Genomic DNA, 14,994 nt, shown 5'->3' with positions numbered 1-14,994 from the left:
AGTTCTCTCTTCGCTGCCCTGCCCTACCCTTCCGCCGGCCTCCGGGTCAGCCCGGCGGGACTACGTCCAGGCAGATCCGGACCACGGCGGCTTCGTTTCCTCCACCGGCGACGCGTACGCCCGTGGTGCCGGGGCTGGTGTAGATGAATTGTTTGGCATCCTGGTAGACTATCTCCACGCGCTGCTCCGTCACCTCCCCCTCGCGGAGCAAACTGACCTCCAGGCTTCGCCCGGCGTAGTTGTTGACCAGGAGAGAGAAGGCATCCGTAGCGCGGGGAAAGGTAATTTCCACCCCCTTGTCCCCGAAGGCTAGTTTCAGCTCTTCGGGGGGGGCGCCGTAATCCACTATCCGCAGCGGTCCGCTGACCGGGGACAGTACAAAGTCGTGGAAGGTAAACGCCCGCTCGAAGGTGGTACCAAATTCAAAGGTGGAAAAATCCAGGCAGGTGGGTTCCTCGGGCGCTTCCTGCGGGGGCGGGCAGTCGGTCGGTTGGATCTGGTACAGTCGGGCACGGTCCAGAAATACCGTATTCATGCCGTACCGCCACTCCTCCAGGCCCATGAAAACGGTGATCTCCCCACCGGTCGCCCGGATGCGCGTAGAGAGGTTGCGCCAGTGCCCCCCGGCCGGCGCCGACACCCACTGTACGGCCGGCGCCTTCGGGTTGGTCGTACCCGAGGGGTGGATCCCCAGGCGCATACGTGCGCTGGAAACCTCGTGCGGCAGGTGGAAAGCCCCCGTGAATTCATATTCCCAACCCGGATTGACCCGGACGGTCTGCATGATTCCCGCAATCACCGCCCCCTCGGTCAGCACGGCCTGGGCGCGGCGGCTTTGGCTGACTTCCATTTCCCGCGCCTCCATCCGGATACGTTTGCCGGACTCGCTATCCGGTGTGATGGACGCCAGGTGGGCGTAGTACGGCCGCCAACCGTTGGCGACGCGCAACTCGTTGCGCCCCACCTCCGGCACGAGGTAAAAGCCTTCCTCAAAGTCAGGGTTTACCAGACGGTTTACGTTCACGATCTGGCTGGCCTCGGCCGTGGCACCGTCATCGTCCGCTACCGTCAGCCGGCTTTCGTAGCGGCCGCAGCTTCGGTAGTAGTGCACGATACCGGCCGTCCCCTCCGTGGCCGGTGCCGCGCAGGTCTGCTCGATAACGGCCGCGCGCGGTGGACTGCAGTCGCCCGGATCCCACTCACCCGTATGGGTATCGCACCAGCCGGGGTCCGTAAAGCTTGCCTGCAGCCGGACGGGCTGGTCGACCAGGGTATTTAGGCGGGCCGGTAGTTCCAGGGTGGGCGCCACGTTTTCGACGATGGCACGCATCGTGGCCGTACCGATCGCCCCCACGTCATCGCGTACACGAAGCCGGATCGTGTACGTTCCGTTGTCGCAGTAGGCGTGTTCGGCGGTGGCCTCGCCCTCGGCCTGTGGTTCGTTGTGGGTTTCGGTGACGGAGGCGGCTGCGGGCCGGGTGTTGTCCCCGAAATCAACCTCCGCGGTGTGGGTATCGAGCCAGTTCTGGTCGGTGAAGGTCCCGGTGATGCGGAAGTTTTCCCCCTCCAGCAGGTGCAGCTCGGCGGGCAGCTGTACGACGGGCGCCACGTTCGTGACCCGGACGGCCGCGAAGTAATTGGTCGTGACGCCCCCCTCCTGGGTGACTTCTACCCGGTGCTTGGCTACGTAGAGTCCACTCTTCCCGTAGCGGTGGTCGGGATTACGGGTCAGTGCCGCCTGCCCGTCGTCGAAGTCCCACCGCACCTGCGTATCCGCCACCGAAGTCCCCCCGTTAAAGTTGACCAGTTGCCCCCCGACCGCGGCGTAGGGTCCGTTGCCGGCCGCCGGCGAACTGAGTGTCAGGGCGTGGACGCTGGTGATCAGCATGCTGCCCGCGAAGAGAATACCGTCGGGGGAGATCCCGATGTCGTTGAGGAAGCGGGCTTCAACCTCCCCGATATTATCCAGGTTCTGGGGCCAGGCGGAAAGAACCTTAAGCTGGTCGCTTACCTCGTCCCGTGCGACCCGGGCCCCGATCTTCTCGGCGACGTTTTCGACAATGGCCACGATGACCACGCCGATGATCGCCCCAACGACGCCAATGGTGAGCAGACCGGTCAGGATGGCCAGCAGCCAGGCGTACCACGGTAGATCGGTATCGGGGTCGCCGATCAGGAAGGGCTCGATACGTTGGGTACCGTCGGCGTTATCGATCCACCGCAGTCCGGCGTCCGCGGAAAAGGTAGCGTCGACGTCAATACACCCCAGGAGGGCGTCCACGACCGTAACCGACCCTTCCATCCGGATGGATCCGTTACGCAGACTGAACTCCAGGCGATTGAGCCGTACGGTCTTGCCCTCAATCCGCTCGTCCAAGGTGTGCGCGGAGGGGTTCGGACCGCAAAGGCTTCCGAAGGTTTCGCACTTCACTTCCTCCAGGGCGGCCAGGACCCGCTGGGCGGAGAGGGCAACGGCGAAATCCCGGTCGGCGGGCACGAAATTGACCAGGGCGTCGGCATTGGCCCCGCCACCGGCGTTCAGTCCCAGGGCGAGCGCGTCGCTCAGGGCCGCAACCGTGACGTCCGAAACGGTAACGTCCCCGTCCGTCGGCGGATCCGGTCGCCAGATGAAGATGCGCCGGCGGTTAACGAGCTCCGACCGCACTTGCTGGCTAATGAACTGCTCGATGCCCGCGAGGGAGGGTACCGGTACGGTTACGTCACCGATCTGGGTACGGATGTGGCTCGTGGCGGTTGCCGCGAAGGCACCGATAATGAGCGCGTCCAGGTCGTAGCCTGCAAAACTCAGCAGGTTCTTGTTGGCGGCGTAGTTGGCCGCTTCGGTGGGGTCGGTGGCGGGTTGCAGATTTTCCAGGGCGACCACCGCGCTGCCGAAGCCCGCGGTCACCCCGGCGGCGTCGGTTCCGTAGGGGGCGGTCACGCGGAGGGTTCCGTTGGTCCCCATCGGTGTCTTAAGCGCGGTAATGCCGGAGCCTCCCGTGATGTTGTACAGGCGCAGGTAACAGGGAATGGCAAGATCGATGACATCAGCCGATGGAAAACTGACGCCGATCTGCTGACCGGGGGTATTCGGGTCGCCGTAGAGCTCCAGACGTGCCGTCATGGAGTAGGGCGGAAAGTTGACCGGCACGGAATCGATGATGCGCACGAAGGAAGGATCGGCAAATTTGCCGTAGATGTATTCCTCTACCGCCGCCGCGGTGATCGGTCCGATGGGATCGCCGCTGGTAATCGTCACCCCCACCGCGTCTGGAGCTAGGTCCTCAAAGACGGCGTACACGTCCGTTTCGTCGAGCGCCCGGATGGGGGTCGGGATCCGCAGGTCGGCCCGCAGGTCGAAGAAGGTGGCCGATTCCACGGGAGGGTCCTCGATCTCCACGTGAAACAGCACGTCGTTCAGCAGCACGTCGATGCCATCGAGGGGGACGTTCATCTCCAGTCCGAGTCCGTCTTGCGGGATCTGCACGGTCCCGGCGCGCACGCTGTACGGCCCGAAACTGGTTCCCGGGGGAATACTCATCATCTCGGGGATCACCCCTTCACCGCTGTCGTCGTCGGCCGATTTCCAGGCGGCGCGCAGCAGGTTGAGCAGGGTAGTTTGGGTTAGTTCGGATACGATTTCAAATCCTTGGGTGTTGGCCATGACGGTTTGCGTTTGGGAGGCAGCACTACGGTGGCCGTCCGCGGGGGGGGGGGGGGGCGGCACTGTGCTGTCGGATACGAGAAATTCAGGGGATGGCGCGTGCGCGGGTGCGGAGAATGCACCGACCGGTCTACGCCCCAGGTTGTCGGTAGCTGAAGCGGACGTCTTGGAGCCGGATGGTTCCGTTGCAGGTCAGGTCGACCTCCATCAGTCGCTGAAAGTCGTCGCGGGAAGCGAACGGCGGCGAGGTACGGTAGATGCGGCGGTATTCCAATACTTCGGCAACGAGGGGGTGTTCCTCCAGCCGGTCTTCCAGGTCGTCGCGACCGGGCGCTTCGTGCAGCTCGTCCGCCTGGATCTTGAGGGACCGGGAGGACTTGGTGGGTGGCGTATACGGATGGGAGCGATCGCTGAGGCGGTCGATCAGGGCGTGGGTGGCGACCGGGTCCAGGGGATCGACCGCTCCCCCACCGCTGGCGCGCAGTTGTTTGCGGATGTCAAGTAATCGCTTGTAGTTAACCTCGCCGAAGCGTAGGCGCTCTTCCAGCGTTTCCCGGAGGTCCGGGGCCAGGTCGTACCCGGCCGCCTCCAGCGCCAGGACCGGATTTGCCAGGGCGGCGGTGGCCAGGCGCGGATCGTCGCCGTGGGCCGCGACGATCTCCGGAGCCCGCTCGCGGAGTTCGGGATAGGTGGTGATGGTAGTTCTCTTTTCCATGGTTGTCGGCAATTGGAATCAGGAGGTGGGTAGTGTATCGATCAGGTTGACGGCCGGTGGCGGGGATACCCTTTCGGTGCGGTCCGGCGGTCGCGTCGGTAGCAGGTCGGCGACTGCGCTGCCGGCCAGCCCAAGGCCGTCGCGGGCGACTCCCGTGACCCACCGGGCGTAGCCCCGGGGATCTTCGGCCACGTGACGGCCCAGGCGGGCGGAAAAGCGGGCGGAGTCCCGTAGGAGGTGGCCCCACCGCACCGGTCCGCGCAAAACTTCCGCTACACCATCCAGGCCCAGTGTAACGCCACCCTGAAAAATTGTCTTTATAAGAAAATCCGGGCTGAGTACTTCTTTCGCGGGTACCGTACCCGCCAGCACGCCCCCGGCGGTATCGGCGTAGCCGTCGTCCTGCCGGGCGCGGGTGACGATGATCTCCAGCAGTTTGAGCCACAGGGGGTTGAGTTGCCGGTTCCGGATAAACTGGATGATAAGCCGGGAGAGGGCGAGGTCGTAGCCGATTTCATCCATTACCCGGCGACGGTAGCGACCGAGTGCGGCCGCATCGAGGGTATCGGCACGCAGGCACTCGGCGGCGGCCTCGGCTGCCCACCGGCCGCTCAGTAGCGCGTACTGTATGCCCTCCCCGTTCAGGGAGTTGATTAGGCCGGCGGCATCCCCCACCAGCAGCATCCGGTCGGCGAAGATGGGGTATCCGGGGTCGTAGGTGGACAAAGGCCAGCCCAGCACCTTCCCCACGATCCGCGCGTCCTTTAGCCGGGCCCGCAGTACTGGGTCGTTGGCCATGACGTCCTTCAGCAGTGCCTTCAGGTGATCCTCCGACGGGGGTAGCGTTTCCAGCACCATCCCGACGCCCAGGTTGGCCGTATCCGGTCCGGTGGGAAAGTACCAGTAGTAGCCCGGGAAGCTGTCGCCGTTAAAGTAGAGGTCGGCCTGCTCTGCAGCCCCGGTGACGCCCTCGCAGTAGGCCCGCACGGCCACGATCTTGCTGTCTGCGGGGTACTTGTTCCCCGTTAGCTGGCGGCCCACCGAGGAGTGACTGCCGTCGGCGGCCACCAGGAGCCGGGTGCGGAACCGACGTTCCTCCCCCCGGTAGCGCGTCATGACCGTCACCCCGTCATCGTCGGTGGCGTAGCTGAGAAAGCGGCAATTCTCCACCAACCCGGCACCCGCGTTCACCGCCCCCCGTAGGATCCAATCATCCAGCAGTAACCGCGGAATGACCCGTCCGTAGGGCGGCAGGCCCTCCGCGCCGCCGGGGAGGTCCCGCCGCAGCAATTCCTTGCCGTTGAGGTGGAAGGCCGCGCGGGTGACCACGTTGGTGCGGGGAAAGCCGGCGGTGCCCGTCAGTCCAAGTCGGTTCAGCTCGTCGAGCGCTACGGGGCCTACGAAGTCGCCACAAACCTTGTCGCGGGGAAAGGTCGCGGCGTCGATCAGGGTCACCCGCCAGCCGGCGCGGGCGAGGTAGGTGGCCGTAGCTGCACCGCCGGGCCCGGCGCCGACCACGAGTACGTCGCAGTCCGCAGCTTGGGTTTGTTGGAGGGTAATCATGGTAGCCGGGCGTGGTTAGTGGTTACGTTGAATCATGTAGAGGACAAAATCCTGCAGGAAGTCGCGATGCGGAGAGGCGGCTACCCCCGCGAAGAGGCGGGTAAACTCGTTCAGAGCCGCACCGGCGAGTTGGCGGGCCGCCCGTTGTGCCTCCGGGATGGAGCCATACTTGTGCATCAGGCCCATGATCTCGTGGATCAGCTCGGCGTCGGCAACGTGCCGGTCGGGATGCAGCAGCGTTTCCAGGCGTTTTCGCTCCGCGGCGCTACAGTCCCGCAGCAGGTAGATCAGCATTAGCGTACGCTTGCCCTCCACCAGATCGCCGCCAATCTCCTTCCCGTAGCGTTCGACGTCACCGACCAGGTTGAGCAGGTCGTCCTGAATCTGGAAGGACGCCCCCAGGTAGTACCCAAGGCGGTTGAAGCGTTCGAGGTCGGTATCGTCACCCGTGGCGATCAGCGCGCCGATCCGCATGGGATGGATGCAGGTGTACCAGCAGGTTTTCTTGAGGATCATGTTGAGGTAATCCCGCTCAGTCAGGTCCAGGCTGTTCTCACGGCGCCAACCGAGTTCGAGCGCCTGCCCCTCGACGGTCTGGCGGACCATATGCTCGATCTGGGTGAAAATGCGCCAGGTCAGGTTGGGGCCGAGCGTTTGCAGGTTATCCATCAGTGGCCGGATACTAAGCACGTTCATGGCGTCTCCGACGTTGATCGCGATACCGGTCCCGTAACTCTGGTGCATGGTCGGCCGGCCGCGACGGAGAAGGCTCTCGTCCTCGATATCGTCGTGCACCAGGAAGGCGTTGTGGAACAGTTCCAGGGCCACGGCCGAGTTGAGTACTCGTTCCAGGTGGCCGCCCAAGGCCTGGCAGGTGGCGATGCAGAGGCCCGGGCGAAAGCCCTTGCCACCCCGTTGGGGGTAATCGTTGACCAGGTCGTAGAGGAAGCGGCGGGGCTCCGTGCGGGGGATATAGGCGTGCAGCCGCTCGGCGGTAAGGGCCTGGTAAGTAGCCAGACCCTGCTGTAGGGTGGTGTAGGGTGAGGCCGTCATGGTAGCTAGGTGCTGATGTCCACTACAAGGGTAGCCCGGAGTCCGGCGATGGATTTGTCCTCAATGAATCCGGAATAGCGGCCCGCGGCGGCCCGCTTCGGGGCCGTTACCAGTACGGTCATTTCCCCCCGTCCGCCGGGTGGGATCCGCAGTTTTTTGGGGGAGAAACGAATATTCCGGCCCCGGAGGGCGGTACCCTCGGGAGTGGTGAGGTCGGCGGACCGGAATTCGACCACCATTTCCCGCTCCCGGTTATCATTTTCCAGGCGGAGGGGAATCTCCGTTTTTTCGCCGGCCGCCAGGGGAGTTTCCGGCGAGAGTACCGGAGCTTTGGCAGCGGTGGTTGGAGGGGGCGAAGGCTGTGCTTCGGCGACGCGTTCGACCAGGGTATTCAGGGAGTGGGTAGCCGTGGAGAGGGCGTCGAAAAAGATATCGAGGGCCTCGTGCGCATCCTTGCGGAAGCGGTTCATCACGGCCTGATCATCGGTACCCCGGGCCTGCTCGACGTCGATGACCTTGCGTTCCAGGCGTTTGGCGACGACGATGCCCTCGGCCAGGTTTTCTTCCAGGATGTCGACGGCCCGGCTGACGATACTGCTGGCGCCGGCGACGAAGCGGCCGGCATCCATCCGGCCCATGAAGGTGTCCGAACCCGGCTTGGTGGAATGGTTCGTAGACATGGATAGGTAGTTTGAAAGGTGGGTGAGAAGACGGGTGGTTTACGGGCGGATCATATAAGGGTCACGTCCGGGCCAGTCGGAGATGAGCCCGCTGCGCGGCCGCGCGAATAGCATATTTCGATGAGTACTGCCTCATTCGATCCCCCCTTCAGGGTGATCGTGTCGATACTGTCTCCCGGCACTAGAATTTCCCGGGCTAGGCTACCCACGTTGTGGGCAGCAGAGTGGGTAACTACCCCGGCGGAAAGGGCGGTGGCTTCCAGCACCGGACCGCCGAAGCTGGCGACCTTCATGCGCACATCCGCTACGGGCTGGGCGAAGCGGAACCGCAGACCCCGATCGGGGATCAGCAGCTGAATTTTCTCGGGCTCGGATATGAAGGAAACCATCTGGAGGGTACCCTCCTCGGCGAGGGGGGTGATGCTGACAATACCTACGTTCAGGGGAGGCGGTACGGTCTCCTGCGGCTTACGGCCGGCGAAATCCACGCAGGTGGTCCGCTCCCGCTCCGGTTTACAGTCTCCCAGGGTGGTGGTGCCCTTCACGGCGATCTGGAGAAGCGGCTGGCCCAGCAAGTTCAGACCGACCGTATAATCGCTGACCGCGCAGATCGGCTCACAGATGCGGATACAAACGGGGAAGGGTTCGCGTGCCCGTACGTTCATGTCCATGTCCATGTCCATCTTCATGTGGACCGGCTGCTCCGGGGTGGCAGTAACTTTGACCATGGCAGGCTTCTCATCGAAGATGATGGCAACCGGGCAGGGCTCGTCGAGCTGGAAGCGGTGTTCCAATAGTGCGTTGCTGCTGGGCCACTGAAGAATCTTTACATCGTGCTGTTCAGGCATGGCAGAGAAATTTTCCGGGTGATTTGGATTATAACTTAGTCTTTATAGGTGACCAAAGCAACTTTTAAATGTTATGACCTATAACAATCCCTAGAACTGGTGATGCTTGGGGGATCACTACTGTCTTAGGTAATGGAAGCGGTCCATCCGGGTGGGCAGTTTCCGTACCTTCCGTTACGGTGGTCCGGTTGCATCTGTATTACCTGGCGATGGTGAGCGTTACATCCCGGCTTGAAGAAATGCTTGAGGGGTGGGGGCCAGGTCGAGTACCTAACGCCCAGGAGCCGGCAGCGGTAGATGGTGTACGCTTCCCCAAAAGTGCAACCATCCAAAAGTAGAACTAACCCTAAATTAGTTCACCCGTCAAAAGTGGTTTTACCATGCGGAAAAGCAAGTTTACCCCCACCCAGAGGCTTGAGATCTTGGCCCGGCACGACGCCGGGACCAGCGTAGCCGATCTCTGTCGCCAGCATCAGATCAGCGCGGCTACCTTCTACAAGTGGAAGAAGGAACAGGCCGAGGAGGCCGATGAGACGAAGCGCCGGCTCAAGCAGCTGGAGGCGGAGAACGCCCGGCTGAAGAAGATGTACGCCGAACTCAGTATTGATCACGGCATCCTGTCAGATGGTTATGCCATGCTAAAAAAGTGGCAAGCCCAGGACGCCAAGAAGCAATGATCGATCAGATCAGGCAGCAGCGTCGGCAAAGTGTGCGCCGCAACTGCCGCGTCCTGGGCTTTCGCCGCCAGACCTACCATCACCGCCGCCTGGGCTTTCGCTTTGAAGAGCGGGACTGGGAGTTGCAGGATTTACTGGAGCGTACCGCCCAACGCTTCCTGGCCTGGGGCTTCTGGATGATCTTTTACTACCTGCGTAATCAGGGCCACGTCATCAATCATAAACGGGTCTACCGGATCTGGACCGCATCGGGACTTCACCTACGCTTACCACCCAAGCGCGCCCGGATCCGGCGGGAATACCGGGAACTGTTGCCTCCCGACGGGATCAACGAGGGCTGGGCGATGGATTTTGTCAGCGATTGGGTGGTCGGTCCGCAGCAACAGCCGGTGCGGATCATCAACGTGATGGACGAAGGTTCCCGCAAGGCGCTGTGGACGGAGGCTTATCCCAGTATCTCGGCGCGTAAGCTGATCGAAGTACTGGATCAATTACTGGGAGTCCGCGGGTGCCCCGCTTACATATGGTGTGACAACGGCCCGGAGTTCATCAGTCATCAATTACGGCAGTGGGCCGCAGACCACGCTATCGAACTCAAACACATCCAACCCGGCAAGCCAAGCCAGAACGGGCTGATCGAGCGCCTTAACAAGACGCTGCGGGTTGAGTGCTTGAATGAGTGCTGGTTCGCTAGTCTGGATGAGCTCAACGACCAGCTCCAGCAGTGGTCACTGACCTACAACTACGATCGACCCCACCGGAGCCTGGGTTACCAGAGTCCGGAATCCTACGAAATTGCCAACGAGAATTTCTACTTTAGAGTGGTTGCGGCTTAGGGGAAGCGTACACGGGCTTTTGCACCATTGAGAACGCCGGCGCAATGGCCATTACCGTCACCCCGACGCTTCTCTTCGACCACGGAGCCCCCGGATTGACGTAGGCGCCGTGTTGGCGGACGTGGCCGGTGCACCCTGCTTTCCTCTGGCGGATTGCGCCTTCTGCGGAGCGAAGCGCAGGTGGCCGGGCTTCAGCCCGCCACTTGTCGATTCGCTGCAGAATGGCGCAGTCCCGGCGATTACCGGTCAGACCTTAGCCCGGGTACGGAGATGCGCAACTAAGTTGGCATCAGGCCGCGGGCTAAAGTGCCAATGGCCGCCAACGGGGGCGCCTACGCAGGCCGGATACCACCAACCAGCAGTGCAGATCTTTACCAGCTTTAGGTAGCTTATAAATGCATCGTCGGCACCCAAAAGCACCACCGCCGGCTTGACGATGGCGCAATGTTGGGCGATATATTATTTATCTTCTAGGGCGCTTCTTAATGCTCGGCCGTTTATGTTTCATCCTCTTTGCAACATGTGACTTTTTACGGTTGAACTGTGCTGAAAAGTGCTGGGGGCCGTAATCTAGCACATAGTCGCATATGCTTAAAGCCTCTTGGAATTTGTTTAAATCGACTAGTACTTCCACATAATTGTAAAAGGCAATCACAATATTTTGTCTAGCTGCGGAAGATACATCTGAAAGTTTGATTTGCATTACTTTCTGAACTAAATGGTTCCCATGTCGATGAAATATTGCCTTACATTCTTTAATCAATTCGGCTTTAACTTTACTAAACTCCCCCTTATTTATCTCTTTAAATTGCAACCTAGAAAGGTTTTCTTGCTTGTTGGCTATATAAAGCCAAGAACGGTACTGTAAAAGTAGACCAGCAAGTTCTAAATCAATATTTTCATCATAATTTATGCCTACTGAGATGTAGTTACCTAAGATATTGACTGCTTTACGCTTTTCCTTGAATGTTCCACCACCATAGCTATATGTTGCCCACATTTTAGTGTAGTTTGCATATTCCACTTTATCTGCTCGGCTGCTCTGAGTAATTACAATAAATTTTGGATTATGCAACTCAAAAATGTCTAACGCTTCCCGTCTAAGCCCTTTTTCATTCAGATAAGCAGTAAGAGCAAGAATCGCTTCTAATTTTATAGTTTTGCTGGCAGTAGCTCGGTTTAAGATCTGCTTATAGCTATCTATAACTGTTACCTCATTCCTTGTCAATCTATTGTTGTGAGCGGTTTTAAGAAGTGAATACTCGATATCAACATCTTTATCTTGGTTAACCTGTGCTATGCGCTGCATAACATTACCTTTGAAAGACGAGGATCGCTTTTCAAAGTATGATTTCATTATAATTAAGATATCAGTTGAATATATTGTGAAAATCTTTCTATCATCGTCAATTTCAATGACTTTAAGTTTAATTAATTCATCTAATGACTCATTAAAGTGTTTAATGTCACTATCAAGATTTAGGGCATATTGAACTTTTGAGATTACATTACTCAAGTCTTTTTCTGTAACCAAAGCACTCATAACTATAAACAGGTCTTGAGAAGTATCGCTTAGATAATTATAGATTCGTCCATAGAGAAATTCTATTGCTGCTTTGGTACTATTTATATCGTATGATAAGGCCGTCTCTAAATCTTTTTTCGCAATTACATATGCGAGTTGATAAATGAATAATGGTCGTCCACTAGTAATATTATGAATCTTTTTCTTGTTTCCATCAATCCGTTGAGTACTAATAAGGCCGAGTGGGATACCTTCATTATCTAATGTTTGCTTCAGAAATTCTGTCGTCTTTTGTATTGACAATTCGTTAGTCTGAAATTGAATACCTATTGTAGTGTTGGATCGAGTGGTAATAATAATCTTAAAATGATTAATACTCAACTGCTTTGTAAATGACTTTATGTTTTCCTTCTCTTCAAAACTAAATGTCTCAAAATCGTCTATTATAATCAGCATCTTACCATCATAAGCAAGGATACGATTTATATCCATGTTGCTCACCCCAAAAACAACTTGATTAATGATTTCGACTAGCTCTATATATGTAGATATATTATCTTCTATTTCTGTAATTGAACCCTTTATATAGTCGTATTTTCTGTCCTTTGCAGAAACGAAAATAATATATTCAAAGTGTTTTTCATGTTCAGCACTTAAATCGTCTGCTATACTCTGTATAGTCGCAGTTTTACCTACTCCGCCATGACCCCAAATTGTAGCGCTGTTAGAACTTTCGTTCTTCTTTAAAAACGAAACTATGTCTTTTTTTAACCCTGTATCGATGTACTTCTTAAAATTATTCCTATAAACATTCCGAATAGTGCCGTTAATTGATTTGTTTTTTAATCCATCATTTGACATGCTGACATTTTCAAACTCTTTACAATCTAATGAAAATTTATCAGTTTCAAGTAATCGATTATATCTTACTCGCCCAGTTAAATACTCGTCAACACTAGAAAATACGTATATATTTTTTCCGAAATTAGATATTAAAATGAAAGGGGATAACCTATGGAAATCATCGAACTTATCTACTAAATAGAGGCTATCACTTTTGAGAGCATTGTTGTCTGATTTGGGATAAAACCATGCAGTAACTTTTTGCCCATCGTTTCGGTAGTTAATGCCTTTGTATCCTTTATCGGTAAGTTTCTGCACGCTAATAAGATCGTATTCTTGACTCAATATTCTTATGTGTTTCGCCAATATATGCGATAACTCATTAAGTTGGGAACACAGCTCTTTCACACCATCTTTAAATACATATCCATGCCCTATAAACTCGTTGCGAATATGAGGATATTTATTTAGTGACTGATTGATGTTTGAATTCCCTAAATACTTTGATTCGATGTCAAGAGTCCTGCACAACTCGACAACAGTCCCTATAGATGGCCTATTCAACGATTGATAAACATATTGTCTTGAATCTTCATCCAATTTATCAATATACAGGTTCCATAAAAACCCTAATAGTATGATTACCTGAGTCTCAAACCTAGCTTGGTAACAAGTAACTAGTGAGGCTGTATCATCCAAAGTTTCCAGGACTTCACATTTCAAGGGAGACTTTTTGCTGAAATGCTCAAAAACATTATAGAACCTAAAAAGGTAAGGCTCATTGTAGCATTTGGGACGGGTATCTTTCAACCGTAACAATACTACTTGTTATCGTTCGTCAAGCTTGATAAGCTTGCTACCATTTATTTTGAGGCGAGAGCGGCTGTCTTCGGACCGCCTTTGATGGCGGTCTGGCGCCCAACGATTGCGCCCACGCAACCGGGGCATTTCTTATTCAAAGGTACCAACTATAACCACACCCAGGAGGGGGCGGCGCGGCGACATGGACCGAAACCGACCAGCGGGAGCTTTCGGGCCATTGACGACGGGACGAACCCGGACGCCAATAGCAATCACTAGTTTCACCGCGCCCAGCCCCGGTTGACGCTGGGCGCGGTGTTGGGCGAATTACTTTTAAGTTGGTGTTCTCACTTATTGCTTAAAATTGATAAGCTTTGTCAATAAAACAATATTTGTATAACATATCTCTGTGTCAATTCGGGCAGTGATAGGTTATTGTCACGGAACTATCGTTCAAATCTTCACGGACCCTATATATGGCGTTCCATCGATTCTCATATACTGAATAAGTCTTAGTGTTGGACAGGGTATCTAGTGTCGATTGCCCTATTTTATTAACATATAGGCTTGAATAAGCTCTTGTGCTCATTCGCCAAGATTTATCAATGATTCTTCGTTGATCCCATGTTAGCCATACAACAAAAGTTGTATCCGCAATTGAATAGTAGTAGCCTGGCAGATCAACGCCACTTACTCTTGAGTATTGGGAAGTTTGAATCACTCGTATCTCGCAGTTGGTGTTGAACACATTTTCTGCATTTTTCTCTTCAATTGAAAGACATGCGGCGAAGTGCAATATACTGGTTAAAGCAATTAGTGATGTGATAATGGAATATGAACAAGTGAACTTAAATTTAACCATCACCTGTCAATTCAATTTTTGATCGACTAGTTCTACTAAAAATCTTTCAAGACTATCAAATGCATCGAGGGTAAAATCTTGTTCATGATCAGCAATATACAAGGTAACGTTTTCTTTCTGGTCTGACCGGACACATAAAATGTTTCCTGAGTTATCGCCAATAATCGGTATATACCCGTTCTTGAAGATATTCATGCCACTATGGTGGTTATCGTAAACATTCCTGATTTCTTCTAGTCCATAAATGCCTGTCATCATTATCTCTAACCCATGTGGATTGTATCTTTCAAGGAACTTCCGGTAAAAATCAGGAATTGACTGCTTGATGTGCCTTTCTAATTCAATAACTCTGGATTCGTGAACTGGGCCAATAGTCAACAGGTCTTCGCCAAACATCTTTTTAAACTCTATGGCTTGCTTTTGGCAAATTTTGATCGCTGGTAATAATATCGTTTCTAATCGTTCAAATGTCATTCAAGTATAATTATACAGTTATTGGTTTGTATTTGTGCCGGCCTAATGTCGGCATTTCGCCCAACGGGAGGCCGTGCAAAAGCTCCCGCCCAAGCTAGGCAAAATTCCTCCGATCCGGCTTTCGATCCAGTATCGCCGCAAAATGGCCGCATAATGCCGCTACGAGGCTCCCAAGAGGCCCTACGAACGCCCACACGAGCCCATTTTCAGCCAAAAAACGGCTCTTCAGCCGCCGTAACAGTTCCGGAACGCCGATTATAGACACGCTACGCCGCAGGTTGTAGCAGCAGGCTAGTAAACTGTACTCCCCGTCGACCGCTTCCAGGCCCCTCACCAGCGTGAAGTAGGCGCCCCACGATCGCTTAATGGTGCCGAACGGGTGTTCAACCATGGCTTGCCGACTCGGGTAGACCTCCGGCCACTCCTGCAGCCGCCGGTGGTTGCGCGCCAGCG

At 55.5% G+C, this 14,994-nt stretch carries 11 protein-coding genes; 2 read left to right on the top strand and 9 right to left on the bottom strand.

The features are described 5' to 3' along the window. Nucleotides 1–46: 46 nt before the first annotated feature. The 6 genes from DQG19_RS19035 to DQG19_RS19010 all read right to left on the bottom strand — a co-directional run bounded on the left by DQG19_RS19035 (nt 47) and on the right by DQG19_RS19010 (nt 8,523). Nucleotides 47–3,664, bottom strand: a complete 3,618-nt coding sequence (locus DQG19_RS19035) for a PKD domain-containing protein (protein ID WP_116127895.1) — start codon at nt 3,662–3,664, stop codon at nt 47–49. Nucleotides 3,665–3,794: 130 nt separating this feature from the next. Beyond that, nucleotides 3,795–4,379: a hypothetical protein gene (locus tag DQG19_RS19030; protein ID WP_116127894.1), complete on the bottom strand. Its 585-nt coding sequence runs from the start codon at nt 4,377–4,379 to the stop codon at nt 3,795–3,797. A gap of 18 nt (nt 4,380–4,397) precedes the next feature. Further along, nucleotides 4,398–5,942, bottom strand: a complete 1,545-nt coding sequence (locus DQG19_RS19025) for an NAD(P)/FAD-dependent oxidoreductase (protein ID WP_116127893.1) — start codon at nt 5,940–5,942, stop codon at nt 4,398–4,400. Between the two features lie 15 nt (nt 5,943–5,957). Further along, on the bottom strand, nt 5,958–6,995 hold the full coding sequence (locus DQG19_RS19020; RefSeq protein ID WP_116127892.1) for a polyprenyl synthetase family protein: 1,038 nt from the start codon (nt 6,993–6,995) through the stop codon (nt 5,958–5,960). 5 nt (nt 6,996–7,000) lie between these two features. Further along, the gene (locus DQG19_RS19015; RefSeq protein WP_116127891.1) at nt 7,001–7,675 is read right to left on the bottom strand and encodes a hypothetical protein; all 675 of its coding nucleotides are present in this window, start codon (nt 7,673–7,675) and stop codon (nt 7,001–7,003) included. 50 nt (nt 7,676–7,725) lie between these two features. Further along, nucleotides 7,726–8,523: a hypothetical protein gene (locus DQG19_RS19010; RefSeq protein ID WP_116127890.1), complete on the bottom strand. Its 798-nt coding sequence runs from the start codon at nt 8,521–8,523 to the stop codon at nt 7,726–7,728. 380 nt (nt 8,524–8,903) lie between these two features. Here DQG19_RS19010 and tnpA point away from each other — a divergent pair, with 380 nt between their 5' ends. Continuing rightward, a complete protein-coding gene (gene tnpA / locus DQG19_RS19005) occupies nt 8,904–9,200 on the top strand; it encodes an IS66 family insertion sequence element accessory protein TnpA (protein WP_116127239.1) in 297 nt (98 codons plus the stop codon). Then, a complete protein-coding gene (locus DQG19_RS19000) occupies nt 9,197–10,036 on the top strand; it encodes an IS3 family transposase (RefSeq protein ID WP_116127889.1) in 840 nt (279 codons plus the stop codon). Before tnpA ends, DQG19_RS19000 begins: the two co-directional genes overlap by 4 nt. A 463-nt stretch (nt 10,037–10,499) precedes the next feature. Here the strand turns inward: DQG19_RS19000 and DQG19_RS18995 are convergent, their stop codons facing one another. From DQG19_RS18995 to DQG19_RS18980, 3 genes are all read right to left on the bottom strand, one after another. Then, nucleotides 10,500–13,004 (bottom strand): NB-ARC domain-containing protein, encoded by a 2,505-nt coding sequence (locus tag DQG19_RS18995; RefSeq protein WP_157974609.1) that lies wholly within the window; start codon nt 13,002–13,004, stop codon nt 10,500–10,502. A 1,069-nt stretch (nt 13,005–14,073) separates the two neighbouring features. Continuing rightward, a complete protein-coding gene (locus tag DQG19_RS18985; RefSeq protein ID WP_116127886.1) occupies nt 14,074–14,541 on the bottom strand; it encodes an SMI1/KNR4 family protein in 468 nt (155 codons plus the stop codon). Between the two features lie 94 nt (nt 14,542–14,635). Then, nucleotides 14,636–14,994: transposase (locus DQG19_RS18980; protein ID WP_198661809.1), on the bottom strand; the 359-nt coding region annotated here is incomplete at its 5' end.

This window comes from Lewinella sp. IMCC34183 (genome assembly GCF_003390915.1).
GTDB lineage: Bacteria > Bacteroidota > Bacteroidia > Chitinophagales > Saprospiraceae > Neolewinella.
The sequence above is the reverse complement of the archived record's forward strand: the minus strand, read 5'-3'. Positions and strand labels throughout refer to the sequence as shown.

Bases quoted from the DNA above. Each gene is read 5' to 3' on its own strand.
- DQG19_RS19030 (WP_116127894.1), bottom strand. From the start codon at position 4,379: ATGGAAAAGAGAACTACCATCACCACCTATCCCGAACTCCGCGAGCGG.
- tnpA (WP_116127239.1), top strand. From the start codon at position 8,904: ATGCGGAAAAGCAAGTTTACCCCCACCCAGAGGCTTGAGATCTTGGCC.
- DQG19_RS18985 (WP_116127886.1), bottom strand. From the start codon at position 14,541: ATGACATTTGAACGATTAGAAACGATATTATTACCAGCGATCAAAATT.
- DQG19_RS19010 (WP_116127890.1), bottom strand. From the start codon at position 8,523: ATGCCTGAACAGCACGATGTAAAGATTCTTCAGTGGCCCAGCAGCAAC.
- DQG19_RS19000 (WP_116127889.1), top strand. From the start codon at position 9,197: ATGATCGATCAGATCAGGCAGCAGCGTCGGCAAAGTGTGCGCCGCAAC.
- DQG19_RS19020 (WP_116127892.1), bottom strand. From the start codon at position 6,995: ATGACGGCCTCACCCTACACCACCCTACAGCAGGGTCTGGCTACTTAC.
- DQG19_RS19035 (WP_116127895.1), bottom strand. From the start codon at position 3,664: ATGGCCAACACCCAAGGATTTGAAATCGTATCCGAACTAACCCAAACT.
- DQG19_RS19015 (WP_116127891.1), bottom strand. From the start codon at position 7,675: ATGTCTACGAACCATTCCACCAAGCCGGGTTCGGACACCTTCATGGGC.
- DQG19_RS19025 (WP_116127893.1), bottom strand. From the start codon at position 5,942: ATGATTACCCTCCAACAAACCCAAGCTGCGGACTGCGACGTACTCGTG.